Here is a 21,876-nt window from a genome sequence, read left to right as displayed (position 1 = left end):
GACGCCCGCACCAGTTGCAGCAATAGCAGCACCAATGCTTGAGATTGTGCTTATATCCATGAGGCTTTCCGGCTGCGTATTGAGAATAAAAAAGCGCCGTGACTCTGGAAGATGGGGAAATCCAACGGCGCTGAAAACGCCATGCGGCGTAATGTGAGGGTAAGGCAATGTCGGATCTGTGTCCGAAGATACCCTGGCTGGGGTTTAGTTCGCCCGGCTGGATTCGAACCAGCGACCAACCGCTTAGAAGGCGGTTGCTCTTTCCTCTGAGCTACAGGCAAATAAAAAGCCCAAGGCGATAACCTCGGGCTTAGAATTTTATGTCGTCAACCAAAACTATGGCGACAATATCAGATTTACATGAAATATACGTCTTTCAATCCAGTTTTGCAAGACTTGGTGAGAAATTTGTCGCCTTTTGTTGTGAACGTGATCGCGTTACCTGTAATAAAGCTGCGCTATCAATCCGTTTAAAGATGGACTTCATTTCCAGCCACCGTTCGGTGAATGTCTCAGACCAGTTCTTTGGCGTGACGCCTACCAGCTCAGCCAGCTTTTGATATTCGTAGGTTTCCTTTCCTGCCAGTTCAGCTTTTACGTCCTGCGCCGCCAGCCAGACTAATGCCTTCAGCCTTTCCATTGTCTTCCCGGCAACCTTCTTCGTGCCGAGTTGCTCTTTGAATTCTGTCCACGCCCACTGGGTTATAGTAACCTGATGCTCGAAGCGGATGTTCTCGCTGTAGTTCCAGAGCAGCCATGCCTTCTGATGCTCCTCGAGTGACATGAGTGCGCGGCGCCATGATGCTGTGCAGTACTCGACGTGATTAACAAGCGGGATATGCGAGCCTTTTGCGCGTGACTGCTGCCCGGTAATGGGCGGGCTTGTTGGGTTCATCATTCGACCATTGGCAGGGTTGAGCACCTTCTTCCGTCCACGGCTGCGTCTGGTCGCCTCAAACATAGCGCTCTCAGCAAAAGCTACCAGCTGGCCCTTTGTCGCACCGCTAAGGTCCGCAGTGGCGGTGATAAGCTGCTGGCGTACATATTCTAAGTCTTGCGCTCTCATACCATCTCTCCTGCTGCCTGTTTTTTCTCTGCCTTACGGCGCTCACTGTTGCGGATAATCTGCTGTGCTGTGTCGTCCCCGGGGTTGCGCCTGGCATTGAATCTGAAGCCGGCACGGAGGAGGCTATCGCGCTCGTACTGCTCTATCTGGTGTCTGGTCATTGCTGCCACCGTAACGCTGCTTCCAGTTCCATCTGTGGGATTGAGAGGAGGCGCTTCTTCTCTTCTGGGGATAGGTTTGCAACTCCCATGAAAATGACACCTGCAGGAGTGCGAACAGCTGAGACGTTTCTGCCCCTGAACATCTCCAGCAATGCGATAGTGTTTTGAACGTTCACGCTGCTTCCTCCTGCTTCATTGCTTTGAGCTTTGCCCGGTATTCGTCACGGATGCGGATATAGTCTTCACGCCTCCACTTTGGTAATTCATGCGGCCCCATCAGGGCATCGAATCGTGCCTGCCCTATCTTCTGGATGAGCGCCGGACGGTAGTTGATAAGGTTCCCTGACAGGTGGTTATTACAGGGGGCGCACTGGCGATGGCAGTTGTCTTCGTTGAAGCGCAACTCAGGGTTGGCACCAGTCGTGCGGAAGTGGCCTGCGTGGTACTGGCCTTCATGATGACGGCCGCAGCTGATGCACGGCAGATGGCGGTCGCGGTAGCGGATGAACTCGTTGAAAGCCTGCTGAGCCTGTTTGATGAAGTAGCTGAGTGGCTTAACCTGCTGCCTTTTCTCAGCCATCAGCTGGCGATTCTCTCGCTCAGCCTCATGCTGAGCCTTTATACGCTTAGCCTCGGCTTTCACCTTCTCTTTTGCGCGGAGTTCGAGAGCGTAGATAGCGCCGTGCTCAGGACTGCACCAACGGATATTGGCGTATGCGGGAATGAACCAGGCGGAGCATACTTTGCACTTGCGGCGAGGTAGATTAGCCATGATTAGCCTCTCCTTTACGCTCAGCCTTCTGCTTGTGATAAACGGCCCAGCTCAATGCATCCAACTTCTTGTATCCGGACTTGTCGTACATGTTGATGCCGTCGCTGCAGGCATGATTCGCCTTAACGTCATCTTCAAGCCTCGAAATTTCCTCATAGCTCAGCGTCGCCAGCTTCAGGCGATTCCAGCCGAAATTGCGTGGCAACTTATCCATGATTCCTCCGTGCCGCGAGGCGCAGCCATTTCTGATCGACGAGACGGGCGGTGTAGCCCTTGAGGGTTGGGATTTCTGACGGTGAAGGCGAATTTTTGCGTCGGCGCGCTGGCATGCGGAAGATTGCGCGCTCAATGACTTTAGCGAGAGGACTATGCATCATGCCTCCTGCTTATCGCGCAGCTGCTGATATTCACAGCCGTTAGGGATAGTCAGCGCCAGCCCAAACTGAGCGCACCACGCCTCGACTTTGCACAGGAAGATATGCATCTCCCCGGTATCGAGTTGAGATGTGTGGCGTGGCTCCCAGGTGGTTTCTTTGGCCCCGGTGATGAAGTCGGTGTAGGTGACCTCTTCGCAGCCGAGGTAGGTCTTTTTGAGGTTGCGCTTAACCCACTCTGGGGTAGCGTCGGTGCGGCCGGATTTAATCAGGTATTCGCTGATTTCCTGATACCACATATGGGAAAGTGAGTTCTGCGACAGGCTACGTTTCTCGCGCCACTCTTTGACCTGCAGGCGCAGAGGTTGACCGGTAGCGAGTTGCTCCTGCAGCATCTTGCCGATAGCCGCGAAGTTGCCGGAGTGCAGCTTGATGCCGCATTGAGGGATGTTCATACGCCACCCCCGATAGGTAACGCAGAATGCAGAAAATCGCAGGTGCTTTTCAGCATCTGTGACAGGGTGAGGAGTTCAGATTGTGTGTGCGCCATAATGTCCCCATTGCGGCGCGATGCTCAGGTTGTCAGTTGTTCAGGCTGACAACACAATTATGACGTATCAGCAGATAATTATCAAAACGTCACGCAACAAAAAAGCCCCTTTCAGGGCTTCGTTCACAGTAGTGATTTGATGGCGTCTGCTATCCATGCTGCAGCGAAGATGTAAGTGATGAATGAAGGCATCATTCACTCTCCGGCTGCGGTGCTGCGGCTGGCATGACGGTATGACGATTCCACTCCTTAAGGCTGATAGCGGTAGCTCCACAGTCTTCACACTCTGGGCCGCACAAAGGAACCCCCTCGTCGTAACTTCCCATCCACCCTTCAGCATCGCATTTTCCGCCGCAGAAGGGGCACGGCAGGTTACCGTTTTCATCCGGCACCTGCACTGGCTGCTCTGCCTGGCGGTATGCCTCACAGATGGCATCGCAGATAGCTTTGCACTCAACCAGCACATCCGGCTCAGCATGCGTACCGTGCAGCCCGCCGAAAGTCTCTTCCAGCGTGCGGCGAATATGACCGATCCCCTCCATAGCGATGCGGAAGTTCTGGAGCGCCACCTGGTAGGCTACAGCCTGACTATCCTGCACTGGATTAGCCACTTGCGGGGCGGCGTAGAGTGGTGTTGCGCTGACCTCGTGCTCGCAGATGTCTTCCTGGCTGATATTAACGGTTGAATTTTTATGGCTGAAGTAACCTCCGGGCGTATACTTATCGCGAATTAAAAATCCAACAGGATCCTGCGCTTCGGCGGCAAGCAGCCGGCGGGCCATTTCTTCAATTACCTCGCTATCACATACAGCGATCAGGTTAGTCATATGCATGGCGCAGGGTTTGTAATTCTCCTTTCGCGCAAGCTCTGCGATTTCTTCCAGCCTTTCTTTGCTCAGTGTCATGGGTTAGTCCTCAATATCCAGAATAGGCGCGAAGTGCTTCTAAAATTTTGATAGCATCATCCAGCGGTTCGTTAGTGGTGCGGTCATCGTTACCTGCGATTTCGTCAAGACGATCTGACAATTCACGGAGCATGTTCTGTTGCCATTCAATATCTTCTGACTCTGGTATTTCGTACTTCATACTCACTCCGCCTCTATCTGCAATTTGATGCCAGCGGCGGCGCAGGCTTCGTATAGCGCATTCTGTACGCCGCTCTGACCATAAGCGTTGAATGACAATCCGGGTTCTTCGATGCGCATTACTGGCGGCAGCTTCACGGTGAGCCTTCTTGAATCTATTCCAGCCTTGAGGCTCCCTGCAGCGGCCTCGGTGGCATCGAAGTGATTCTCTCCATGCTTCAGTGAGTCCGTGCCAAGTATTCTCCGTAGGTTCACGTATCTACTAGATACTTCATGCTCAGCTTCACGCATTTCTTTGAGCTTTTCCTGATTTCGACCAAGGTCGAATTCCAGCTCTGCGATGCGCTTACTGCCGTCAGCGATAACGCTCTCGTAATATTCTCGTTGCTCAGCAATACGCTTCTCTGCGGATTCGAGAGCCTCTGTCAGTGCTCGTGCGTCACGGTCATATTTCGCAATACGACGCTCGGCGTTTTCCAGTGCATCAAGCGTTAGTTCCAGGATGTCGCGCATATGCTCTGCGTTGCTGTGGCTCGCTTCGTCATATCGCTCCCAAAGACGCGAAAATTTCAATTCGTAAGGCTCCGCCGCTTTCAGCTTCGCCGTCATTTCGTTGGTGTTATTCATTCTGCACCCTCCCTGAACAAAGACAGGTATTCGTTATCGAGCGCCATGTTTCTCTCAGTCTGGAATACATCCCAAAGCCTCACCATTGTGTTGATACGAGGTCGATACTGACGATTAATGTCGACATAGAATCCGTTAACGCGCCACGCATGGCCGAATGAATACCACTTATTTGAGCACCAGATGTCTACTTCATTTCCGAGGTACTTGATGGTCAACGTATTTTCACGGCAGTCAACTATCTCTCCGTGGTCAAGCAACTCATTTAATCGCGCGTCCCACTCATCTGAAAAAGGTTGTTGATGCATTCTGAAAAGCGTGTTTGCGAAGTGGCTGAGGCAAACCCTCAGAGTTAACTTGCTCATACTTTCACCTCGTTGCGCAGGTGGGCGGCGAAGTCACCGCAGATGGTTGCTGCTGCATCAAGCCCAACCTGTTCGTCCTGATAGCAATTAACGATGGCGTTGCTAATTTTCAAGCAAACTTCATCTACCGCGCTAGCCCGCTGCTCTGCGATGAAAGCGTTGTATTCAGGAATCTGCATTAAGGCTAAATGACCGATGATTTTCTGCACTTCAGGAGGGCACTGATCATAGTGGTCGTCAGAGATGTACAAGGCGTCATTGTGAATTGCGTCAACGACGCTAAGTTCAGCAGCCAGCGCCGTGCACTTTGCTTCCAGTGCGGCATAGTCGCTGTAACGAACCACGTCAGTGCAGAAGCCTTCACCGACGATACGTGGCGATAAATCTTCGCTGTTTACGGTGTGAATTTTTACTTCGCTCATGCTGATGCCTCCACGATAGTGAAAGTCATGCATTCCAGTTTGTTTTTCTGCTTCTCGATAGATTTAATCTTCGCGGCACGGCGGCGATCGCAATCAGCCAGAGCATCTTCCTGGGTCAGCCAAAAATCATTTCCGTGAGCGTATTGATGGAAATAACTGCCGGGGGTTTTGTACACGCACATCCCTTTACTCTCATTAACTTCCGCCATAACACGGAACGGACCCGATGTAAGGGCGTATTTCGTCACAAAGACTTCGGTTAGCTTTGCCTCGTTCATGCTGATGCTCTCCCATATACCGTTAGAATTCGTTTCATCACCGGACTGTTGCGGCACTCAGCGCAGATAACGTTGATGCCGGTGTCAGGGCCGATAACGGCCTTCTCTTCCGCTGTCGTTGCCCTGTAGGTGTTGCTTCGCCACTTGCGATGAATTACTACCGCCTCGCCATTACGCGTCATTGCCTGAGCTGCTGAAGTCACTACAGATCGCTCGATGTTTAGCGCCTCAGCTATCTCGTCGGTTCTGAATGTGTCGTGCGTTTGCAGCCAGATGAGAATTGCTTGTCTGCCTGTCATACGTCGGCCCCCTTATGGTAGCGACGGGTTGTTGTTTGCTGGCTGGAGGTTGACGCCTCTCTGGCTTCTTCCTGGTCGCAGTCATGAAAGTGACCGTTTGTGAAGCGCTGATACACAGTCCCCAGCGTTCCGAACCGGTTCTTTGTGACTATGATTTCAGCGTAGGGAGCCGCCCTGCTGTTCTCGTCATACACAGCTTCGCGATAGAGCATGATGATTGAGTCAGCGTCCTGTTCGATGCTTCCTGAGTCGCGCAGGTCAGCGTTGGTTGGTCGCTTGTTGGGGCGTTTCTCGACGTCACGTGATAACTGGCTAAGCGCTATCACAGTGGTTCTGAGGTCTTTAGCCATCGCCTTCAGTCCAGAGGATATGTGCGCGATTGCCAGGTCGTTACGTTCAGCCTTTGGCTTCTCGATGAGTCCGAGATAGTCGACGAGGATGAGTGACAACGACGGATGCTCTTCCTTGTGACGCTGGGCTACTGCGCGGATCTGCTCAACGGTCATCTTCGATGAATCGACGACCCAGATATTCAGACCCTGAAGCTGCCCGATGCTTTGAGCCACCCTCGCCCATGATTCGTCGTTCATGCGCGCCGGGTTACGCAGGGTGCTGACAGACATATTCCCGGCGCCGGCCACGCTGCGCTCAACGATTTGCAGCTCGCTCATTTCCATCGAGAAAATAATGACGCCGCGCTTCTGGTTACTGCCCGGAATGAGACGGTTCGCGACACCCTCAGTCGCTCTGAGCGCAAATTCCGTTTTCCCCATACCAGGACGAGCCGCGACGATTACGAGGTCTTCCGGGTTCATGCCGCCGGTGATGGCATCCAGCGGATCGATACCGGTTTTGAGCGTGTCGGACTCATCGCCTTTTCGAAGTCGGCTCTCAAGGTGTTCCGCGTAACCGTCGAGCAGCTCGCTGATATGCGCAGGACGAATCATATCTTTCGGCTTTCGTACTGCATTGAGTCGGCTGAAAAGCTCATCCAGTGCGCTGCTTGAGTTATCCAGCGTGCCGTTTGCGATCGGCTCCCTGAGTTCATCCAGAAGTGCGACCACCTGCCGGCGCTGATGCTGCTCTGCAACCATTCCGGCATAGCCTTTGAGGTTTGCCGCGCTGGGGCATGACCGGGCGGTTTCGATGATGTGGCCGAAGCCGTCATTCCCGCACTCTTCGGCGACCATAATCATGTCGATGAGGTTTCTGCGCCGCGCCTGGCTCTGAATCACCGTGAAAGCTTTCCGGTACAGAGGAACCTGGAATGCTTCTGGGTTTAGCGTCGCCAGCACTTCGCCAGCTGCAGGAGTTAAACCGCCTACCAGCAGCCCACCGATAACGCTCGCTTCGATGTCCTGGTTCATGGCTGCGCCCTCTCTGCAAACTTCGCTTCACGAACACCCAGGAGCGTTTTGTCTCTCAGCAGGTAATCGATGTCAGCCGACCAGCCTGTGTCGTTCTTGCCGAAGTAAAACGGCTTTGCCTGGTGAACGAACGCTTTGACGTATGCCCGCCACCCTTCGACGTTTGGCGTTTTGAGCTGGGGTATGAGTTTCTGGAGTTTGCGCTTGCGGTTGTCGTTCAGCGCTACGGCGTGCGGTAGCAGCTCACCCACTTCCTCGTTGTAGGCATTCAGATACGCTTCGTAGTCGATTCGGTTTGCCTTGCGTTTTGCTGGTTTTGAAAGCTGCCCTGCCTGTTCCCCCTCTGGGGGTAAGGGGGTAGTTGTTTTTATTGTCTTTTGAATAGTGTCTTTTGTGTCCCCCTGTTTTGAGGGATATGACTCCCTCAATTTGAGGGATGTTTTCTCCCTCGTTTTAGGGGATATTCCCTCGTTTTGAGGGATGCGCCATTCTGAGATGTTTTTGTTGGGGCCAAACATGCCGCCCTGCTGCTTGATAAGCCCCATCCTGACAAGCTCCAGCTTCGCCTCGTTGCACCGCTTTACAGGAAGTTTCGCTATCTCGGAAATTTGAGAATCGCTAATCCTGTCCATCGGTTTATTCCATCCGTAGGTTTTTCTCAGGATTGCCAGAAGGACTTTGAACTGACGCTTTGTCAGATCGGCACCGGCATACTCTTCAAGAAGCATGTTGGAAAGTTTGGCGTACCCGTCATCGAGGTCGGCCACTTTAAGCTCCACGACCTCCAGATGAGGCCTTAACGGTGTGACGTTGTCATAAGCTACGTTACTCACGATCTGACTCCTTCTTGCCTTTGTGCTGGTTCAGGAGGTCACGCAGCTTTTCAAACGTGACCGGGCTTACCGAGCGGAGGAACCGACCGCGGACAACGTTCTTATGAACTTCGTCCTGGTAAAAACGCTTGTTCTTAGGCATAATTAACTCCTGATACTTGTTGGCGAAACACAGTGTCTTAAGCCCTGAACGAGTTGCCGCTCGTTTGGGGTTTTTCATTTATGAGGATCGCCGCGACCTGCTTTGCAAGTCTCGCCATGTCGTCATCTACGACACCCCACTCCAGAACCGCTAAGAGCATCGCCAGCTTCGGCAGCATGTTTTCTTTCCAGCGGGTAATGCCTGATTTATCCATTCCGATTGCCTTGGCCACATTTGAGGCGCCTTTCAATGCAATCTGATTCAGGATCCAGGACTCAATTTTTCGAGCCTGGGCTTTGTTTCGGGTAGTTGTGTTTTCCATTAGTTAAAATCCTTAATAAGTTGTTGAGTCGGCTGACTAATCAGCCGAGTAAAATTGGGTTCCAGATTGTTAAAGAGCGGTAGTACTTACGGGGTTTTGCTGTGCGGGAAAGGCTTGATTTCTTCAGCCTTGATTTTCCCGTCGGGCAGTCGGTTGATAAAAATCTGACGCCCAACCCTAATTGCCTTGCTGATTGCCGTCTGGTGTACACCGATAGCGTCAGCTGCTTTGGCCTGACCTACCTCGCCAACAAACTCAGCTAAAGAAATCTTCATGTGGTTGCTCCTTTGAGTGCATAACCAAACAATACCAGAAGTATTACATAAAGCAATACCTGCGGTATTTTTAAAATATGAGATTTGGTATTAATATCTGATAATGGAAAAGAAAAAGATCCTCACCACCGCTCAAGTGGCTGATTCACAGCGTTTAAAAGCCCTTTACGAAGCGAAGAAAAAAGAACTGGGTATTACTCAGCAATCCATTGCGGACGCGCTGGACATATCTCAGGGTGCCGTCGGCCATTACCTGAATGGAAGGAATGCCTTAAATACAGCGGTAGCATCGGTCTTTGCCAGGCTTCTTGGGGTTAGTGTCTCGGACTTCAGCCCTTCCCTGGCGAAGGACATCTCTGATATGAGTTCGGTAGCGTCAGAAAATACTTCGTTCGCCGGGCATTATTCACCTGGCTCAAAATATCCCGTCCTTAGCAAGGTACAGGCCGGCGCATGGTGCGAGGCTGTTGAGCCGTACACTCTAAAGGATATAGACCTTTGGCTTGAATCAGATGCTCATATTCAGGGGGAGGCGTTCTGGCTGCAGGTGGATGGTGACTCGATGACAGCTCCAGCTGGTCTTAGCATCCCTGAAGGTACCTTCGTTCTTTTCGATACGGGCCGCGAAGCGATCAATGGCAGCCTGGTAATAGCAAAGCTGTCTGATTCTAATGAGGCAACATTCAAGAAGCTGGTTATCGATGGCGCGCAGAAGTACCTAAAGGGCCTAAACCCGCAATGGCCTCTGGTGCCAGTTAATGGTAACTGTCGAATTATCGGTGTTGCTGTAGAGACGAAGCTGCGGCTGGTGTGATCGGCAAGGTGCTCTGGTCGGCGCATAGCTGATAACAATTGAGCAAGAATCTTCATCGAATTAGGGGAATTTTCACTCCCCTCAAAATATAACATAGTAAATGGATTGAATTATGAAGAATGGTTTTTATGCGACTTACCGCAGCAAAAATAAAGGGAAAGATAAGTGCTCAATAAACCTGTCTGTTTTCCTTAATTCTCTGCTGGCTGATAATCATCACCTGAAGGTTAGCTCCAATTATTTGTATATCCATAAAATCGATGGAAAAACTTTTCTCTTTACCAAAACAAATGACAAGAGTCTGGTTCAGAAGATAAATCGCTCTAAAGCTTCAGTTGAAGATATTAAGAACAGCCTCGCAGATGACGAATCATTGGGATTCCCATCTTTTTTATTTGTTGAAGGCGACACCATTGGTTTTGCCAGAACTGTTTTCGGGCCGACCACATCCGATCTGACAGATTTTTTAATCGGGAAAGGAATGTCATTAAGCAGTGGAGAGCGCGTTCAGATAGAGCCACTGATGAGGGGAACCACCAAAGACGATGTTATGCATATGCATTTCATCGGCCGAACAACGGTGAAGGTAGAAGCCAAGCTACCTGTATTTGGCGATATATTAAAGGTCTTAGGGGCAACAGATATTGAAGGGGAGCTTTTTGACTCATTGGATATAGTCATTAAGCCAAAATTTAAAAGGGATATAAAAAAGGTTGCCAAGGATATTATTTCTAACCCATCACCTCAATTTTCAGACATTAGCCTGCGGGCAAAAGATGAGGCCGGAGATATTTTAACAGAACATTATCTATCAGAAAAAGGCCATCTCTCAGCGCCTCTGAACAAGGTCACCAATGCTGAGATAGCTGAAGAGATGGCATATTGCTACGCAAGAATGAAAAGTGATATACTGGAATGTTTTAAAAGGCAGGTGGGCAAAGTTAAGGATTAATTATCAGGAGTAATTATGCGGAACAGAATCATGCCTGGTGTTTACATAGTCATAATTCCTTACGTTATCGTAAGCATTTGCTATCTCCTTTTCCGCCACTACATTCCTGGTGTTTCTTTTTCAGCTCATAGAGATGGTCTTGGGGCGGCATTGTCATCATATGCAGGAACCATGATAGCAATCCTGATTGCTGCCATGACGTTTCTAATCGGAAGCAGAACGCGCCGACTGGCCAAGATTAGAGAGTATGGGTATATGACATCGGTAGTTATTGTCTATGCCCTTAGTTTTGTTGAGCTTGGAGCTTTGTTTTTCTGCGGGTTATTGCTTCTTTCCAGCATAAGCGGCTACATGATACCCACTATCGCCATCGGCATTGCCTCTGCATCGTTCATTCATATATGCATCCTTGTTTTCCAACTATATAATTTGACCAGGGGACAAGAATAACCCGACCACCGCGCCGGGTTTTTTATTGCCCTTTCCGCACTATCTCCGCTGCATCCCTGTTCACGCCCTTCCCTATCACGTTGCCGGTATCGCGTCGGTTCTGCTCCAGCTGCTCGACCAGGTTATCTCTGTTTATCACCTTCCCGTCACCTATAAGCTGAACGATAGCTGCACCAATGGCGCAGCCGATCATGCCTGCACGCTCTTCGTCCATCATAACTGACACCCTATTTGCTGTTTTTTGTTGCATATCACTGAGATTTACAAAAATAAATTCCCTTATATTTCATACCAATAGTATTAATTCTCAATTTATTAATACTCACGGTATTGCTATAAATTAATACCGCTAGTATTGTTACCCCATCGAAACGAAATCGACAGCTGAGCGAAGTTAGCCAGCGGCGAAGTTGAGATTCGGTCAGTCGAACGGCGCGACAGTAAACCATGCGTCGGGAGCGCGGCGGGTTCAGGATGAACGGCAATGCTGCTCACAAGCGATTTACCAGGTGGCATTTACGAGTGCCACCCGGCAAATCAACCAACAACCAACTAAGGAGAGCGTATGCGACGGCAGAGCTTAATCAACCAGAGTAAATAACTTTTGATCGGCGTGCTGCATCCATCGTGCAGCTGCGATGGTTCCCCCGGGTTTGCCGGGGGTTTCCACAGAATGGAATGTTTTGGGGTGATCGCAGAAGCTAACCTTCTCGGCGGAGGCGCTTGGCAATGAGTACGCGACCGGAGTTAGTCGCCCGGCTGCGCTCACCACCAAAGCATTTCGCGTTAATAACAACTTATTGAGGGCAATATGCTGAAAAAAACTAAGCGCCGACTTTACAGGGAGGGGCTTTACTCATGCCGTGTTCCTGATGCCGATTCATCTAAATGGACGGTTGACCAATGGTGTGAATGGATAGATGAAAATGGTTCCTGGTGGGGATAACAACTTATTGAGGTGAGGCAATGTTTCAAGATCGAACGACATTACGTTCGCCAGATTGGCCGACATTTGAATTTGATGACAGGGATGGTGACACCTGCTGCATGCAGTTTTACGAAAATGCAGATGGTGATGCAGGGTTGTTTGAACTGAGTATCTACAGCGCGAGCGGATGTATGGTTCTCACAAAGGAACAAGCCATATTGTTCGCCAACAAGATTCTGGAACATATCGAATAGGTCGCTTAGGCGGCCTTTTTTGCGGGTAACTACAGAGGGTAAGGGTATGGTGGTTTGGTTAACAAAATATGCACTTTCAGTCGGATTGTTTCAGATTGATGGAAACTACACGGATGACGGAAAGTATTTTTCAGGTAAGAGAAGCGGAGTTTCTGGGAGCTATTTCTGCAAAAGTAGCGAGGTCTTTTCAAGTAAAGATGACGCGGAAAGAGATTTTTATGCAAGAAGAGCGAAAAAAATAGCGTCTTTAGAAAAACAGATAACCAGATTGGAGACGTCCAAAGCCAAATTCATCGAATAGACCCGCTCCGGCGGGTTTTTTATCGCCCATACCTCACCGCATTTACGAGTGCGGTCAGTTATGACGCGGCTATCCACCGCATTATTGCGAGCATGAGCGCGATGTTCAGGTTTTATCAACGTTCGGCGGCGCGGCCTGAAGCGCAGGAGATGATTATGGAAAACAACCATACAAAACCGGCATTCCCTACGATTGAAGCCAATCACTTTAAAGACTACTCAGACCCCGGCATGACGCTTCGTGATTACTTCGCAGCTAAGGCTATGCAAGCAATTGTCGACGTAGGTCATAGTCCGGAATTGTTCGCTAACCACGCATATAAAATTGCTGACGCAATGCTCCGCGCCCGGGAGGCATCATGACAGTAACCCACAACGGCAAGCAGTACACAGTCACTCAGCTCGCCTCTGGCTATCAGTGGCAACTGGTAGAAGTCGCTGCGCCCCGCAGCAAGCTAACTCTGAATCGCCAGCAGATGATTTTGGCCGGCTTCGCTCACATCGTGGAGAAAGCAGCATGACAGCTCACCATTACGGTACGCAGGAGGTTAATCGCGGTGCGGTTCAGCCCGGAATGCTCGTCAAGCACAAAGATGCTACCTGGACAGCCTCAGCTAACGCTCGCGGCAAGCTGTTTCTGCATCGCGGCGTTGAACGCACATACACCAGAGAGCTGCTTGTTGTCGTCTATCTCGATGGGCGTGGGAACGGGTTAAGTCATTGAGGAGATGATGATGGAAGGACCAAAATTTAAGCCGGGACCATGGCACTGGGAAGATAAAGTCCTTTGCAATAACTCGGTCATTGTCGGTGGTGATGGATGGACATTTAACGATGCCGATAAAAGGCTCATCCAGGCCGCGCCAGATCTTTTTGAAGCGCTGCGTCAATTGCGTGACTACGTGGAAGATGTTTGCTGCGTCTCACCTGAAGATTGCGATAAAGAGCATCCGTTGATGCTTGCCACGTCAGCCATCTCCAAAGCCCTCGGCAAGTAAACCCCTACCCCACATTAACACCGGCAGCCATTACGCGGCGGCCTCTGCACATTCAAATTCAGGAGGATGCATGTCTGCATATCTCGTTCAGGAACGCATCGAAGCACAGCGCTGGAGCAATCACCAGGCGACTGTTGAGCGCGATGCGTGGATAGATAACCGGGCGCAAGAAATTATCGCGCTGTTCCCGGATGAGCCCACGCGTATGGGATGTTCCACATTACCTCGCGAGGCACTTTCAGCGATGCATGGTGACGAGGCCAAAGAGGCCTATAACGACTATGTGTCCGCCATCGCTTATATCCGCGCAGAGAAAGAATGGGATCGCCTGTATCCCGCCTGCCCTTTCTGATTCAACAAGGTTCATTTATGAGCGCCAACATTATCGAATTCGTGCGTCAGCAAGAGCCGCTATTTTGCGGCGCTCTTACTGACCAGAGTATTACCTGGGCTAAAGAAAGCCAGTTTGCCATTCAGCTCTTCCAGAAAAATGACTTCCTGGCGAAGACGGCAATCAACAATCCCATCAGTGCACAGAACGCAATCATCAACGTGGCCGCCATCGGTATCACGCTTAACCCGGCAAGCAAACTGGCCTATTTGGTTCCTCGTGATGGCATGGTGTGTCTCGATATCAGCTATATGGGCCTTCTTCATCTGGCTCAGGCTACCGGTTCAATCAAGTGGGGCCAGTGCAAGCTGGTCTACTCAAACGACACATACGAATCGAACGGACTCGATACTGCGCCCACTCACAAATATAACGCTTTCGGTGACCGCGGCGAGGTGGTTGGCGGCTACTGCACGGTGAAAACCCCGGATGGTGATTATCTGACGGAAGAGATGAGCCTGGCAGAGATTAAGGCTACCGAAGCAACCAGCAAAGCCAAGAATGGCCCCTGGAAGAACTTCTGGGAGGAGATGGCGCGGAAGACCATCGTTAAGCGCGCCAGTAAGTACTGGCCCCGCGCAGAACGCCTGGATAACGCAATCCACGTCATCAATGAAGATGAGGGAATTCATCAGGAGCCGGTTATGGCTCATACGCCAGAAAGCGAAGTAATCCTGTCGGAAGAACAGCGAAAGCAGGAGCTGCATGAAAGGGTATCGGCTCTGTGTGATGAGATGGAGCGCGCTGAAACCATGCACGATTTGAAGATTAACTTCCAGTCGGCCTACAAGATGACAGCAGGCATGAAGCTGCAGCAGAACGTTCAGGCCATTTATAGCGAATGCAAAATGAAGTTTGACGAGGTGACTCAATGACAGCCCTTTATCAAATCGCGAATGATTTCGCCAAGCTGACTGATTCTGGCATGGAGCCGGAAATTATCGCCGATACTCTCGATGGCATTGAATGGGAGCTGGAAGCAAAGGTTGAGCAGATTCTCGCTATTTGCAAAAACGAATCCGCGTATGCCGAGGCACTGAAGGAGGAGAGTAAGCGCCTTGCTGAACGAGCTAAAGCAGCAGAGAACCGCGTGGCGAGCATGAAGGAGTATGTTGCCACTTCCCTCGATACCGCAGGGAAAAAATCACTTAAGGCGGGTATCCATCAGGTAACGGTACGTGCACCTTCGAAGTCGGTAGACATTATCGACGCCTCTTCTCTCCCGCCCCGGTTCGTCGAATACGACACCGTCATCAAGCCTGACAAGCTGGCAATCAAGCACCAACTTGAAGCTGGCGTTGATGTGCCTGGCGCCGTAATTAAATTAGGCAAGCCTGCGCTGATAATTAAGTGAGTCATCATGAAAAAACTCCCCTTCTATCGCCGACCCGGCAGGGTCGGTAAGTTCACAGGCCTCAAAGAGCGCATGGTATGGCAGCTATCTAAAGGCCCGCTAACCGGAACGGAGCTGTGCGCAATTTTCGGCTACACCATCGCTGAATTTAACAAGGTTGTTGGTAAATACATCGGTGTTGGGAAAGTGGTGAGCATCTCTGCCACCGAGTGGTTTATCCGTGACGATGGCACACGCGACCGAATCTATCAGGTTGAGAAGAAGGCAAAGGTGGTGGTGCCTCGCGGCAGGTCTCAGGTGTTCACACGTCAGACGCTGCTCAACGTTGACCCGGACAAGCGACAGGCATGCATCGATAAGGCATCTAAGCGAGCTGGCTTCATCAAAGCCGGCCTCTACTTCGACGAGCTGGAGTCAGCGATATGAAACATGCTCAAGACGACATCAGGGTTGGCACAATGTGCCTTCCCTTCATTGGTAACGGCTGGTTAATGCCATGGGGTGAAGAGGTCAGCAATCCTTTAAAGGCGCAGCGGCTCGCTGAGGAATATCAGGAAAGGCAGGAGGCGGCATGAAGATTTATATCGCCGGGCCTATGAGCGGAATTCAGGATTTTAATCGCTTTGAATTCAATCTGGCTGCGGCAAGGCATCATCGAAATGGACATGTAGCTCTCAATCCGGCAATTCTTCCTGACGGCCTTTCACAGGCCGAATATATGGATATCTGCCTGGCGATGCTGCGCTGTGCTGATGTTATCTACCTGCTTAGCGGATGGGAGGAATCACCCGGAGCAAGGGCAGAGAAAGCCCTTGCGGAGAAACTTGAATTGAAGGTCATCTGTCAGGGAGAAGATTCACCATGACCCTACCCCAACGAATCACCAGGTCGCTAAATCGGCCTTTTTTATTGATGGCGTTCACCCTTAACCGAATTAACCGACAGTTCCGGGAGCATTGACTATGAGCAAATACACAGAACTAGACAGGCTCATCATGAACAAAATCGGCGGGCATCCTACGCCATTCCATAAGATTTACGTCAGAGATGTCGCTACTGAATCAGAGCGTCTTGCAGCTGCAGAAGGGAAATCATATCCCTTCCGCTTCGTCGATAATCGCTTACAGGCATTACGTAAAAGCGGGGCTATACGTAACCTGAAAGGTAAAGGCTGGGTGAGAATATGACCGCAGAAATTATCGACCAAGCCAGCGAGCTTGAAGAAATGCTCCGCGAACAGGCTATCGCCGCTCACCGCATCGACCGCAACGCCGTATCAGCTGAACATTGCGTCGAGTGTGGTGAGGATATACCTGAGTTGCGCCGGCTGAAGGTGCCGGGATGCCAGCGCTGCGCGAGTTGCCAGGCTGACGAAGAATTACGCATGAAGCAAGGGAGAGGATGATGGATTACAGCAAGTTGAGTGACCAAGAAGTAAATGGCTTGGTAATGGATTCTATTTCTGATGGCAATCAAGCCTACCGAGGCGGGGATGGATCCGCAATCGAGTTGCTACACCAGATCAACACCGTTGAGTTTGGGGAGCATGTCGAGCGGGAAGAGGTCTATGCGAAGTTTGACCCCTGTAACAATCCGGCAGACGCATGGCCCATTATCACCGAAAACAACATAAGCATTATTCTGGATAACCCGTCCATGCCATGTGCTACTTCTAACGCTAGGGACTTATTTGACTGCGACGATCGGATAGTAAGTGTCGCTTATGAAAAGCCACTACGCGCCGCAATGATCGTCTTCCTCATGATGCAGGAAGATAAGCTGAATGCTCATGAATAAATGGCGCAATGGCCTTCATCTCAACTGGGAGCGATTCAGGTACTGGAGAAGCGAGATAGGCTTTCAGCGAGCCTATTACAAGCTCAAAGCCGAAGCGCCTTCTTTAACTAAACATCGTGGCTCGCATTACTGCTTTGAGTGAGTCACTACAAACCAACACCTCGTAATTCCTTTGCCGGCCACTGTGCCGGCTTCTTTTTGCCCGGAGGAAATATGTCAGATCAGAGTAAATATTTCGATTACTACATGGTTGAAGGCGAAGATGTGAAAGCTCTCATTGCAGGTTACGACCCCATTAGAGAGCAGCGTAATGCCATTTTACCGGAGGCTGCCAAAAAGGTTGGAGCCATTGCCTGGACAACTTCCAGCGGCTGGGGCGGCGGCGGTGGGTTGCTCAACGGTTTTGTGTGGGAAAAGGGTTATGAATTCCCCTGCCCCATGACAATTAAGCGTGAGGAAGTGTTTGATGGTAAGCGTGTGGTTCTTGGCCGGGGTAAAGGAAATACAAAGGAAGGCCGCGCTTTCAACAAGGAACTCGACGCAGTAATGCAGGAAGCCAATAAGCAGCTGAAATCCCTTCCTGAATGGAAAGATTACATCATTAACCACTACGGCATTATGCGCACTGGCATCGGAGGACAGTCAGGTCGTGGTTTCGGTTTTGCCATGCTCTCAACTAATGGCGGAAAACATCCATCGCGCGATGACTGTCTGGTATTTGCCATTCCCAACAACAAAGAAGAGGGCCATGGAGAAGTGATAATTCCTGAAAACTTCCAAAAGCTAACTTACGGCCAGTTTTACGACATCGTGAACAGCGAATCTACCGAATCCGCCTGAGGGCGGTTTATTTTTATCCGGAGGAATTTTATGGCTGATTTGAATGTGCGCGATGAAATCGCCAACAAGCTACGACTCGAAGCAGAAGCCATGAATCATTTGAAGCAAACGCTGCCATTTGGATCTGCAGAAAGGACGAAGTTGATGCATGAAATTAACGGGATGATCAAAGCCATAAAATTGATACTGGAGTGACAGATGGAACAATACAGCCTCACACTCGATGAGGCCTGCGCCATGCTCGGCATATCTCGCCCCACCGCAACTAACTGGATACGGTCAGGAAGACTGCAGGCCACACGCAAAGACCCCGCAAAACCAAAATCACCCTATCTTACGACTCGCCAGGCATGCATTGCCGCGCTGCGGTCTCCGATGCATACTGTCGCGGTGAGCGCGGGTGATGGCATAACAGAGGATCGAAAATGTCACTCTTCCGCAGAGGTGAAATCTGGTACGCATCGTACTCGCTCCCGGGCGGGAAGCGAATTAAGGAATCTCTTGGCACAGCGGACAAACGGCAAGCGCAAGAGCTTCATGACCGCAGGAAATCAGAACTCTGGCGAGTAGATCGCCTTGGTGATTTCCCTGACGTGACGTTCGAAGAAGCTTGTCTTCGCTGGCTTGAGGAAAAGGCTGATAAGAAATCGCTCGATACTGATAAAGGCCGGATGGGATTCTGGCTTGAGCATTTTGAAGGGATGAAGTTGAAGGATATTACTGAGGCAAAGATTTACACAGCTGTCAGTAAGATGCAGAACAGGAAAGCAAAGGAAATCTGGACGCAGAAATGCGCTGCAGCAGAAAGGAAAGGAAAGGAAGTTCCGGCATTCGAATCCAGACCGGTAACGACTTCAACTAAAGCAAAGCATCTTGCTCTGATGAAGGCAATACTTCGCGCGGCAGAACGTGACTGGAAATGGCTCGAAAAGGCGCCTGTAATAAAAATACCGCAGGTGAGAAACAAACGCGTTCGCTGGCTCGAGCCTGAAGAAGCTGGAAGGTTGATTGATGAATGCCCGGAGCCGCTTAAATCGGTTGTCAGGTTTGCGCTGGCTACTGGATTAAGGCGGTCGAACATCATCAATCTAGAGTGGCAACAAATCGACATGCAGCGTCGCGTTGCCTGGGTTAATCCGGAAGACAGTAAATCAAACAGGGCTATTGGCGTAGCACTGAATGATACCGCTTGCCGGGTGCTTCGTGAACAGATCGGACGGCATCATAAATGGGTCTTTGTACACACCAAAGCAGGTAACCGACCGGATGGGTCAATTACCGAATCGGTAAGAAAGATGAGGGTTGACGATCAGAGAGCATGGAATTCAGCTTGCCGTAGAGCAGGCATAGAGGATTTCCGTTTCCATGACCTAAGGCACACATGGGCGAGCTGGCTTATTCAGGCCGGAGTGCCACTTTCTGTTCTGCAGGAAATGGGAGGCTGGGAGTCGATTGAAATGGTACGCAGGTATGCACACCTCGCACCTAACCACCTGACCGAACATGCACGGCAAATTGACTCTATTTTAGGTGTTTGTGTCCCAAACATGTCCCACATGGAAAATCAGGAGGATTTGAAAGAGGCGTAAGTGCTTGATTTTACATGGTGCGCCCTGCAGGATTCGAACCTGCGACCCACGGCTTAGAAGGCCGTTGCTCTATCCGACTGAGCTAAGGGCGCGTAACTGAAAGGATTTCGCCCGGCTCAGGGAGGGCGAAACGCGTGGAATTATACGGTCAGGGTCGGGTGAGTCAATGGCTTTTCCGCTGCCTGCGCGCTTATTGAGCATAAAACCGTTTCTGTGACTGACAGCACGGCGCGCTTCTGACAAAATATATGCATCCCCCTTCCCTATGACGACAGATGGAATCCTCTCTCTGATGGTAGCAAAGATAATTGACGGTAAAACGATTGCGCAGCAGGTCCGCTCTGAGGTTGCCGCAAAAGTTCAGGCCCGCGTCGCCGCCGGAAAACGTGCCCCTGGTCTGGCAGTTGTGCTGGTCGGTGATAACCCGGCTTCACAAATTTATGTCGGCAGCAAACGCAAAGCCTGTGAAGAGGTCGGGTTCCTGTCCCGCTCTTACGATCTGCCCGACACCACCAGCGAAGCCGAGCTGCTGGCGCTGATCGATACCCTGAATCGCGATCGCGAGATCGACGGCATTCTGGTGCAGCTGCCGCTGCCGGCGGGTATCGACAACGTCAAAGTCCTGGAGCGCATCGCGCCAGATAAAGACGTCGACGGCTTTCATCCCTACAATATCGGTCGCCTGTGCCAGCGCGCACCGTGCCTGCGCCCCTGTACGCCGCGCGGTATCGTCACGCTGCTGGAGCGCTATAACATTGATACCTACGGCCTGAACGCGGTGGTGATTGGTGCATCCAACATTGTTGGCCGCCCGATGAGCATGGAGCTGCTGCTGGCGGGTTGCACCACTACCGTTACCCATCGTTTTACCAAAAACCTGCGTCAGCACGTCGAGAACGCCGACCTGCTGGTGGTCGCGGTGGGTAAACCGGGCTTTATTCCGGGAGAATGGATCAAAGAAGGTGCCATCGTGATTGATGTTGGCATCAACCGGCTGGAAAGCGGCAAGGTGGTAGGCGATGTGGTATTTGACGACGCGGCAGCGCGCGCGGGCTATATCACTCCGGTGCCGGGCGGCGTAGGCCCGATGACCGTAGCAACCCTGATTCAGAACACGCTACAGGCGTGCGAAGAGTATCACGATCTGGAAGAGAACTAAGATGGCAACATTTTCCCTGGGTAAACACCCGCACGTAGAGCTGTGCGACCTGCTGAAGCTGGAAGGCTGGAGCGAAAGCGGCGCGCAGGCCAAAATTTTCATCGCCGACGGGCTGGTTACCGTGGACGGCAACGTCGAGACGCGTAAGCGCTGCAAGATAGTGGCCGGTCAGACGGTCAGCTTCCACGGCCAGAGCATTACCGTCGTTGCCTGACGCAAAAAACCCGCCGGTCGGCGGGTTTTTTATTGCCGCTTATGCCTGCGGCGGCTGACCGTTCGAGGCGGTGATACCCCCGTCGACAGCCAGGTTTACACCGGTGATATAGCGCGCATCGTCGCTTGCCATAAAGGCAATGGCATCGGCAATATCCTCGGCTTCACCGGCGCGGCCCAGCGGAATGCGCTCATAGAATTTCTCCAGCAGCGGCTGGTTGTCTTTCATCTCTTCCGTCAGGTCGGTAAAGGTAAAGCCCGGACAAACAGCGTTCACGCGCACCCCGTCGCGACCATAGTCCATCGCCAGCGCACGGGTAAAGTTAGTGATCGCGCCTTTCGCCGCGTTGTACACGCTCATCCCCCAGTCGCCGCCAAGGCCGGACACCGAGGAAATGTTAATCACGTTGCCTTTGGTTTTGAGCAGCGCTGGCATGAAGTAGTGCACGCCGTAAAACACGCCGTTAAGGTCGGTTTTCATCAGGCGGTCCCAGTCCTGCAGGTCGATCTCATGGATGCGGCCTTGGACGATCATCCCGGCATTGTTCACCAGCACGTCCGCGCGACCATACTCATCCTCAACCCGGCGGGCGAGCGCTGCTACCTCTTCCGCGACTGATACGTCACAAGGGGCCACCAGATGCTTGCCCTGCGGCAGCGTGGCGGCGACTTTTTCCAGTTTCTCCTGAGTGCGCCCTACCAGCACCACGCTCGCGCCCTCTTTCGCAAAACGTTGGGCAGCCGCAGCGCCAATACCTGAACCCGCACCGGTAATCACTACCACTTTGTTATGAAAGCGTTCCATTTAACCTCCTGTTTTCTCAGTGAGTCACTGTGTAATCGACCCTTTAAAGACTGGCACTCCTCACGCGTATCGCAAGCGCGTCACCGGAAAACTG

Annotated in this window: 40 protein-coding genes, 2 tRNA genes and 1 pseudogene; 22 read left to right on the top strand and 21 right to left on the bottom strand. The window is 51.4% G+C overall.

The genetic code is table 11. From position 1 onward, the window contains the following. Window positions 1-208: 208 nt before the first annotated feature. From ET34_RS0118345 to ET34_RS0118255, 18 genes are all read right to left on the bottom strand, one after another. A tRNA-Arg gene (locus tag ET34_RS0118345) sits at window positions 209-281 on the bottom strand. Window positions 282-376: 95 nt separating this feature from the next. Further along, the gene (locus ET34_RS0118340; RefSeq protein ID WP_031524490.1) at window positions 377-1,066 is read right to left on the bottom strand and encodes a bacteriophage antitermination protein Q; all 690 of its coding nucleotides are present in this window, start codon (window positions 1,064-1,066) and stop codon (window positions 377-379) included. A 333-nt stretch (window positions 1,067-1,399) separates the two neighbouring features. After that, entirely contained in the window at window positions 1,400-1,999 is a 600-nt protein-coding gene (locus ET34_RS0118325; protein ID WP_031524487.1) for a recombination protein NinG, read from the bottom strand. Next, window positions 1,992-2,216: a hypothetical protein gene (locus ET34_RS0118320; RefSeq protein ID WP_169738130.1), complete on the bottom strand. Its 225-nt coding sequence runs from the start codon at window positions 2,214-2,216 to the stop codon at window positions 1,992-1,994. Before ET34_RS0118320 ends, ET34_RS0118325 begins: the two co-directional genes overlap by 8 nt. After that, complete coding sequence (locus tag ET34_RS22150) at window positions 2,206-2,373, bottom strand: NinE family protein (RefSeq protein ID WP_072002066.1); 168 nt, start codon at window positions 2,371-2,373, stop codon at window positions 2,206-2,208. The genes ET34_RS0118320 and ET34_RS22150 overlap by 11 nt, the downstream gene beginning before the upstream one ends. Beyond that, a complete protein-coding gene (locus tag ET34_RS0118315; protein ID WP_031524483.1) occupies window positions 2,373-2,828 on the bottom strand; it encodes a YbcN family protein in 456 nt (151 codons plus the stop codon). The genes ET34_RS22150 and ET34_RS0118315 overlap by 1 nt, the downstream gene beginning before the upstream one ends. Window positions 2,829-3,114: 286 nt before the next feature. After that, entirely contained in the window at window positions 3,115-3,828 is a 714-nt protein-coding gene (locus ET34_RS0118310) for a hypothetical protein (RefSeq protein ID WP_031524482.1), read from the bottom strand. Window positions 3,829-3,838: 10 nt separating this feature from the next. After that, window positions 3,839-4,009 (bottom strand): hypothetical protein, encoded by a 171-nt coding sequence (locus tag ET34_RS22715; protein WP_160165457.1) that lies wholly within the window; start codon window positions 4,007-4,009, stop codon window positions 3,839-3,841. Between the two features lie 2 nt (window positions 4,010-4,011). Beyond that, window positions 4,012-4,635, bottom strand: coding sequence for an ead/Ea22-like family protein (locus ET34_RS23030; RefSeq protein WP_051640573.1), 624 nt, complete (start codon window positions 4,633-4,635; stop codon window positions 4,012-4,014). Continuing rightward, window positions 4,632-5,000, bottom strand: coding sequence for a hypothetical protein (locus ET34_RS0118295; protein ID WP_051640572.1), 369 nt, complete (start codon window positions 4,998-5,000; stop codon window positions 4,632-4,634). Before ET34_RS0118295 ends, ET34_RS23030 begins: the two co-directional genes overlap by 4 nt. Beyond that, complete coding sequence (locus tag ET34_RS21115; protein WP_051640571.1) at window positions 4,997-5,422, bottom strand: hypothetical protein; 426 nt, start codon at window positions 5,420-5,422, stop codon at window positions 4,997-4,999. The genes ET34_RS0118295 and ET34_RS21115 overlap by 4 nt, the downstream gene beginning before the upstream one ends. Next, window positions 5,419-5,700, bottom strand: a complete 282-nt coding sequence (locus ET34_RS0118285) for a hypothetical protein (protein WP_031524475.1) — start codon at window positions 5,698-5,700, stop codon at window positions 5,419-5,421. The genes ET34_RS21115 and ET34_RS0118285 overlap by 4 nt, the downstream gene beginning before the upstream one ends. After that, window positions 5,697-5,999, bottom strand: a complete 303-nt coding sequence (locus tag ET34_RS0118280; RefSeq protein ID WP_031524474.1) for a hypothetical protein — start codon at window positions 5,997-5,999, stop codon at window positions 5,697-5,699. The genes ET34_RS0118285 and ET34_RS0118280 overlap by 4 nt, the downstream gene beginning before the upstream one ends. Continuing rightward, on the bottom strand, window positions 5,996-7,366 hold the full coding sequence (locus ET34_RS0118275) for a replicative DNA helicase (protein WP_031524473.1): 1,371 nt from the start codon (window positions 7,364-7,366) through the stop codon (window positions 5,996-5,998). The genes ET34_RS0118280 and ET34_RS0118275 overlap by 4 nt, the downstream gene beginning before the upstream one ends. Further along, on the bottom strand, window positions 7,363-8,199 hold the full coding sequence (locus ET34_RS0118270; protein WP_031524472.1) for a replication protein: 837 nt from the start codon (window positions 8,197-8,199) through the stop codon (window positions 7,363-7,365). The genes ET34_RS0118275 and ET34_RS0118270 overlap by 4 nt, the downstream gene beginning before the upstream one ends. Next, window positions 8,192-8,341 (bottom strand): hypothetical protein, encoded by a 150-nt coding sequence (locus ET34_RS22785; RefSeq protein WP_169738128.1) that lies wholly within the window; start codon window positions 8,339-8,341, stop codon window positions 8,192-8,194. The genes ET34_RS0118270 and ET34_RS22785 overlap by 8 nt, the downstream gene beginning before the upstream one ends. Before the next feature lie 37 nt (window positions 8,342-8,378). Beyond that, a complete protein-coding gene (locus ET34_RS0118260; RefSeq protein WP_031524471.1) occupies window positions 8,379-8,663 on the bottom strand; it encodes a CII family transcriptional regulator in 285 nt (94 codons plus the stop codon). An 86-nt stretch (window positions 8,664-8,749) separates the two neighbouring features. Further along, window positions 8,750-8,938 carry a Cro/CI family transcriptional regulator gene (locus tag ET34_RS0118255; protein ID WP_023306036.1) on the bottom strand — a complete coding sequence of 63 codons (189 nt, stop codon included), beginning with the start codon at window positions 8,936-8,938 and terminating at the stop codon, window positions 8,750-8,752. Between the two features lie 103 nt (window positions 8,939-9,041). On the opposite strand from ET34_RS0118255, the gene ET34_RS0118250 reads away from it, so the two are divergent. The 3 genes from ET34_RS0118250 (at window position 9,042) to ET34_RS0118240 (ending at window position 11,154) form a co-directional block, all read left to right on the top strand. Beyond that, the gene (locus tag ET34_RS0118250; RefSeq protein ID WP_031524470.1) at window positions 9,042-9,752 is read left to right on the top strand and encodes a LexA family protein; all 711 of its coding nucleotides are present in this window, start codon (window positions 9,042-9,044) and stop codon (window positions 9,750-9,752) included. A gap of 112 nt (window positions 9,753-9,864) precedes the next feature. After that, window positions 9,865-10,704 carry a protein rexA gene (locus ET34_RS0118245; RefSeq protein ID WP_031524468.1) on the top strand — a complete coding sequence of 280 codons (840 nt, stop codon included), beginning with the start codon at window positions 9,865-9,867 and terminating at the stop codon, window positions 10,702-10,704. A gap of 15 nt (window positions 10,705-10,719) precedes the next feature. Continuing rightward, window positions 10,720-11,154: a hypothetical protein gene (locus tag ET34_RS0118240; RefSeq protein ID WP_031524466.1), complete on the top strand. Its 435-nt coding sequence runs from the start codon at window positions 10,720-10,722 to the stop codon at window positions 11,152-11,154. 22 nt (window positions 11,155-11,176) lie between these two features. Here the strand turns inward: ET34_RS0118240 and ET34_RS0118235 are convergent, their stop codons facing one another. Beyond that, window positions 11,177-11,371, bottom strand: a complete 195-nt coding sequence (locus ET34_RS0118235) for a hypothetical protein (RefSeq protein WP_152548417.1) — start codon at window positions 11,369-11,371, stop codon at window positions 11,177-11,179. A 749-nt stretch (window positions 11,372-12,120) separates the two neighbouring features. Between ET34_RS0118235 and ET34_RS22620 the strand changes: the two genes are divergently transcribed. The 17 genes and pseudogenes from ET34_RS22620 (at window position 12,121) to ET34_RS0118150 (ending at window position 19,605) form a co-directional block, all read left to right on the top strand. Further along, window positions 12,121-12,336, top strand: coding sequence for a hypothetical protein (locus ET34_RS22620; protein ID WP_152548416.1), 216 nt, complete (start codon window positions 12,121-12,123; stop codon window positions 12,334-12,336). 456 nt (window positions 12,337-12,792) lie between these two features. Continuing rightward, window positions 12,793-12,999 (top strand): hypothetical protein, encoded by a 207-nt coding sequence (locus ET34_RS0118220; protein WP_031524463.1) that lies wholly within the window; start codon window positions 12,793-12,795, stop codon window positions 12,997-12,999. Further along, window positions 12,996-13,157, top strand: a complete 162-nt coding sequence (locus ET34_RS22780) for a hypothetical protein (protein WP_169738127.1) — start codon at window positions 12,996-12,998, stop codon at window positions 13,155-13,157. Before ET34_RS0118220 ends, ET34_RS22780 begins: the two co-directional genes overlap by 4 nt. A gap of 213 nt (window positions 13,158-13,370) precedes the next feature. Beyond that, window positions 13,371-13,634, top strand: coding sequence for a hypothetical protein (locus ET34_RS0118205; RefSeq protein WP_031524460.1), 264 nt, complete (start codon window positions 13,371-13,373; stop codon window positions 13,632-13,634). 70 nt (window positions 13,635-13,704) lie between these two features. Further along, complete coding sequence (gamL, locus tag ET34_RS0118200; RefSeq protein ID WP_031524458.1) at window positions 13,705-13,986, top strand: host nuclease inhibitor GamL; 282 nt, start codon at window positions 13,705-13,707, stop codon at window positions 13,984-13,986. 17 nt (window positions 13,987-14,003) lie between these two features. Further along, window positions 14,004-14,900, top strand: a complete 897-nt coding sequence (locus ET34_RS0118195; RefSeq protein WP_031524457.1) for a RecT family recombinase — start codon at window positions 14,004-14,006, stop codon at window positions 14,898-14,900. Continuing rightward, the gene (locus ET34_RS0118190; protein ID WP_031524455.1) at window positions 14,897-15,379 is read left to right on the top strand and encodes a siphovirus Gp157 family protein; all 483 of its coding nucleotides are present in this window, start codon (window positions 14,897-14,899) and stop codon (window positions 15,377-15,379) included. Before ET34_RS0118195 ends, ET34_RS0118190 begins: the two co-directional genes overlap by 4 nt. Window positions 15,380-15,385: 6 nt before the next feature. Continuing rightward, window positions 15,386-15,805, top strand: coding sequence for a hypothetical protein (locus tag ET34_RS0118185; RefSeq protein ID WP_031524453.1), 420 nt, complete (start codon window positions 15,386-15,388; stop codon window positions 15,803-15,805). Next, complete coding sequence (locus ET34_RS0118180; RefSeq protein ID WP_031524451.1) at window positions 15,802-15,954, top strand: DUF1317 family protein; 153 nt, start codon at window positions 15,802-15,804, stop codon at window positions 15,952-15,954. The genes ET34_RS0118185 and ET34_RS0118180 overlap by 4 nt, the downstream gene beginning before the upstream one ends. Next, window positions 15,951-16,244 (top strand): DUF4406 domain-containing protein, encoded by a 294-nt coding sequence (locus ET34_RS0118175; RefSeq protein WP_031524449.1) that lies wholly within the window; start codon window positions 15,951-15,953, stop codon window positions 16,242-16,244. Before ET34_RS0118180 ends, ET34_RS0118175 begins: the two co-directional genes overlap by 4 nt. Window positions 16,245-16,341: 97 nt before the next feature. Then, a complete protein-coding gene (locus tag ET34_RS22145; RefSeq protein WP_035891710.1) occupies window positions 16,342-16,566 on the top strand; it encodes a hypothetical protein in 225 nt (74 codons plus the stop codon). Next, a complete protein-coding gene (locus ET34_RS0118170) occupies window positions 16,563-16,784 on the top strand; it encodes a TraR/DksA family transcriptional regulator (RefSeq protein ID WP_031524447.1) in 222 nt (73 codons plus the stop codon). Before ET34_RS22145 ends, ET34_RS0118170 begins: the two co-directional genes overlap by 4 nt. Beyond that, entirely contained in the window at window positions 16,784-17,176 is a 393-nt protein-coding gene (locus ET34_RS0118165) for a phage protein NinX family protein (RefSeq protein WP_031524445.1), read from the top strand. The genes ET34_RS0118170 and ET34_RS0118165 overlap by 1 nt, the downstream gene beginning before the upstream one ends. Before the next feature lie 213 nt (window positions 17,177-17,389). Further along, window positions 17,390-18,016 carry a hypothetical protein gene (locus tag ET34_RS0118160; RefSeq protein WP_031524443.1) on the top strand — a complete coding sequence of 209 codons (627 nt, stop codon included), beginning with the start codon at window positions 17,390-17,392 and terminating at the stop codon, window positions 18,014-18,016. Window positions 18,017-18,046: 30 nt separating this feature from the next. After that, entirely contained in the window at window positions 18,047-18,211 is a 165-nt protein-coding gene (locus ET34_RS22705; RefSeq protein WP_160165456.1) for a hypothetical protein, read from the top strand. A 3-nt stretch (window positions 18,212-18,214) separates the two neighbouring features. After that, window positions 18,215-18,310: pseudogene (locus ET34_RS23095) on the top strand (helix-turn-helix domain-containing protein); the annotation flags it as partial. Between the two features lie 131 nt (window positions 18,311-18,441). Beyond that, window positions 18,442-19,605 (top strand): tyrosine-type recombinase/integrase, encoded by a 1,164-nt coding sequence (locus ET34_RS0118150; protein ID WP_031524441.1) that lies wholly within the window; start codon window positions 18,442-18,444, stop codon window positions 19,603-19,605. 15 nt (window positions 19,606-19,620) lie between these two features. Here ET34_RS0118150 and ET34_RS0118145 read toward each other — a convergent pair. Next, window positions 19,621-19,697, bottom strand: a tRNA-Arg gene (locus ET34_RS0118145). Between the two features lie 200 nt (window positions 19,698-19,897). Between ET34_RS0118145 and folD the strand changes: the two genes are divergently transcribed. After that, window positions 19,898-20,764, top strand: coding sequence for a bifunctional methylenetetrahydrofolate dehydrogenase/methenyltetrahydrofolate cyclohydrolase FolD (folD, locus tag ET34_RS0118140; RefSeq protein ID WP_031524438.1), 867 nt, complete (start codon window positions 19,898-19,900; stop codon window positions 20,762-20,764). 1 nt (window position 20,765) lies between these two features. Then, window positions 20,766-20,978, top strand: a complete 213-nt coding sequence (ybcJ, locus tag ET34_RS0118135) for a ribosome-associated protein YbcJ (RefSeq protein ID WP_031524436.1) — start codon at window positions 20,766-20,768, stop codon at window positions 20,976-20,978. 39 nt (window positions 20,979-21,017) lie between these two features. Here ybcJ and budC read toward each other — a convergent pair whose 3' ends face one another. Continuing rightward, window positions 21,018-21,782 (bottom strand): meso-2,3-butanediol dehydrogenase, encoded by a 765-nt coding sequence (budC, locus tag ET34_RS0118130; RefSeq protein WP_031524435.1) that lies wholly within the window; start codon window positions 21,780-21,782, stop codon window positions 21,018-21,020. Window positions 21,783-21,876 lie beyond the last annotated feature (94 nt).

The organism is Siccibacter colletis, from assembly GCF_000696575.1.
Classification (GTDB): Bacteria; Pseudomonadota; Gammaproteobacteria; order Enterobacterales; family Enterobacteriaceae; genus Siccibacter; species Siccibacter colletis.
Note: the sequence above shows the minus strand (reverse complement) of the source record. Positions and strands in the feature narration are given on the sequence as shown.

Coding starts and splice junctions, on each gene's coding strand:
- ET34_RS0118340 (WP_031524490.1), bottom strand. CDS start 1,066: ATGAGAGCGCAAGACTTAGAATATGTACGCCAGCAGCTTATCACCGCC.
- ET34_RS0118325 (WP_031524487.1), bottom strand. CDS start 1,999: ATGGCTAATCTACCTCGCCGCAAGTGCAAAGTATGCTCCGCCTGGTTC.
- ET34_RS22150 (WP_072002066.1), bottom strand. CDS start 2,373: ATGCATAGTCCTCTCGCTAAAGTCATTGAGCGCGCAATCTTCCGCATG.
- ET34_RS0118315 (WP_031524483.1), bottom strand. CDS start 2,828: ATGAACATCCCTCAATGCGGCATCAAGCTGCACTCCGGCAACTTCGCG.
- ET34_RS0118310 (WP_031524482.1), bottom strand. CDS start 3,828: ATGACACTGAGCAAAGAAAGGCTGGAAGAAATCGCAGAGCTTGCGCGA.
- ET34_RS22715 (WP_160165457.1), bottom strand. CDS start 4,009: ATGAAGTACGAAATACCAGAGTCAGAAGATATTGAATGGCAACAGAAC.
- ET34_RS23030 (WP_051640573.1), bottom strand. CDS start 4,635: ATGAATAACACCAACGAAATGACGGCGAAGCTGAAAGCGGCGGAGCCT.
- ET34_RS0118295 (WP_051640572.1), bottom strand. CDS start 5,000: ATGAGCAAGTTAACTCTGAGGGTTTGCCTCAGCCACTTCGCAAACACG.
- ET34_RS21115 (WP_051640571.1), bottom strand. CDS start 5,422: ATGAGCGAAGTAAAAATTCACACCGTAAACAGCGAAGATTTATCGCCA.
- ET34_RS0118285 (WP_031524475.1), bottom strand. CDS start 5,700: ATGAACGAGGCAAAGCTAACCGAAGTCTTTGTGACGAAATACGCCCTT.
- ET34_RS0118280 (WP_031524474.1), bottom strand. CDS start 5,999: ATGACAGGCAGACAAGCAATTCTCATCTGGCTGCAAACGCACGACACA.
- ET34_RS0118275 (WP_031524473.1), bottom strand. CDS start 7,366: ATGAACCAGGACATCGAAGCGAGCGTTATCGGTGGGCTGCTGGTAGGC.
- ET34_RS22785 (WP_169738128.1), bottom strand. CDS start 8,341: ATGCCTAAGAACAAGCGTTTTTACCAGGACGAAGTTCATAAGAACGTT.
- ET34_RS0118260 (WP_031524471.1), bottom strand. CDS start 8,663: ATGGAAAACACAACTACCCGAAACAAAGCCCAGGCTCGAAAAATTGAG.
- ET34_RS0118255 (WP_023306036.1), bottom strand. CDS start 8,938: ATGAAGATTTCTTTAGCTGAGTTTGTTGGCGAGGTAGGTCAGGCCAAA.
- ET34_RS0118250 (WP_031524470.1), top strand. CDS start 9,042: ATGGAAAAGAAAAAGATCCTCACCACCGCTCAAGTGGCTGATTCACAG.
- ET34_RS0118245 (WP_031524468.1), top strand. CDS start 9,865: ATGAAGAATGGTTTTTATGCGACTTACCGCAGCAAAAATAAAGGGAAA.
- ET34_RS0118240 (WP_031524466.1), top strand. CDS start 10,720: ATGCGGAACAGAATCATGCCTGGTGTTTACATAGTCATAATTCCTTAC.
- ET34_RS0118235 (WP_152548417.1), bottom strand. CDS start 11,371: ATGATGGACGAAGAGCGTGCAGGCATGATCGGCTGCGCCATTGGTGCA.
- ET34_RS22620 (WP_152548416.1), top strand. CDS start 12,121: ATGTTTCAAGATCGAACGACATTACGTTCGCCAGATTGGCCGACATTT.
- ET34_RS0118220 (WP_031524463.1), top strand. CDS start 12,793: ATGGAAAACAACCATACAAAACCGGCATTCCCTACGATTGAAGCCAAT.
- ET34_RS22780 (WP_169738127.1), top strand. CDS start 12,996: ATGACAGTAACCCACAACGGCAAGCAGTACACAGTCACTCAGCTCGCC.
- ET34_RS0118205 (WP_031524460.1), top strand. CDS start 13,371: ATGGAAGGACCAAAATTTAAGCCGGGACCATGGCACTGGGAAGATAAA.
- gamL (WP_031524458.1), top strand. CDS start 13,705: ATGTCTGCATATCTCGTTCAGGAACGCATCGAAGCACAGCGCTGGAGC.
- ET34_RS0118195 (WP_031524457.1), top strand. CDS start 14,004: ATGAGCGCCAACATTATCGAATTCGTGCGTCAGCAAGAGCCGCTATTT.
- ET34_RS0118190 (WP_031524455.1), top strand. CDS start 14,897: ATGACAGCCCTTTATCAAATCGCGAATGATTTCGCCAAGCTGACTGAT.
- ET34_RS0118185 (WP_031524453.1), top strand. CDS start 15,386: ATGAAAAAACTCCCCTTCTATCGCCGACCCGGCAGGGTCGGTAAGTTC.
- ET34_RS0118180 (WP_031524451.1), top strand. CDS start 15,802: ATGAAACATGCTCAAGACGACATCAGGGTTGGCACAATGTGCCTTCCC.
- ET34_RS0118175 (WP_031524449.1), top strand. CDS start 15,951: ATGAAGATTTATATCGCCGGGCCTATGAGCGGAATTCAGGATTTTAAT.
- ET34_RS22145 (WP_035891710.1), top strand. CDS start 16,342: ATGAGCAAATACACAGAACTAGACAGGCTCATCATGAACAAAATCGGC.
- ET34_RS0118170 (WP_031524447.1), top strand. CDS start 16,563: ATGACCGCAGAAATTATCGACCAAGCCAGCGAGCTTGAAGAAATGCTC.
- ET34_RS0118165 (WP_031524445.1), top strand. CDS start 16,784: ATGGATTACAGCAAGTTGAGTGACCAAGAAGTAAATGGCTTGGTAATG.
- ET34_RS0118160 (WP_031524443.1), top strand. CDS start 17,390: ATGTCAGATCAGAGTAAATATTTCGATTACTACATGGTTGAAGGCGAA.
- ET34_RS22705 (WP_160165456.1), top strand. CDS start 18,047: ATGGCTGATTTGAATGTGCGCGATGAAATCGCCAACAAGCTACGACTC.
- ET34_RS0118150 (WP_031524441.1), top strand. CDS start 18,442: ATGTCACTCTTCCGCAGAGGTGAAATCTGGTACGCATCGTACTCGCTC.
- folD (WP_031524438.1), top strand. CDS start 19,898: ATGGTAGCAAAGATAATTGACGGTAAAACGATTGCGCAGCAGGTCCGC.
- ybcJ (WP_031524436.1), top strand. CDS start 20,766: ATGGCAACATTTTCCCTGGGTAAACACCCGCACGTAGAGCTGTGCGAC.
- budC (WP_031524435.1), bottom strand. CDS start 21,782: ATGGAACGCTTTCATAACAAAGTGGTAGTGATTACCGGTGCGGGTTCA.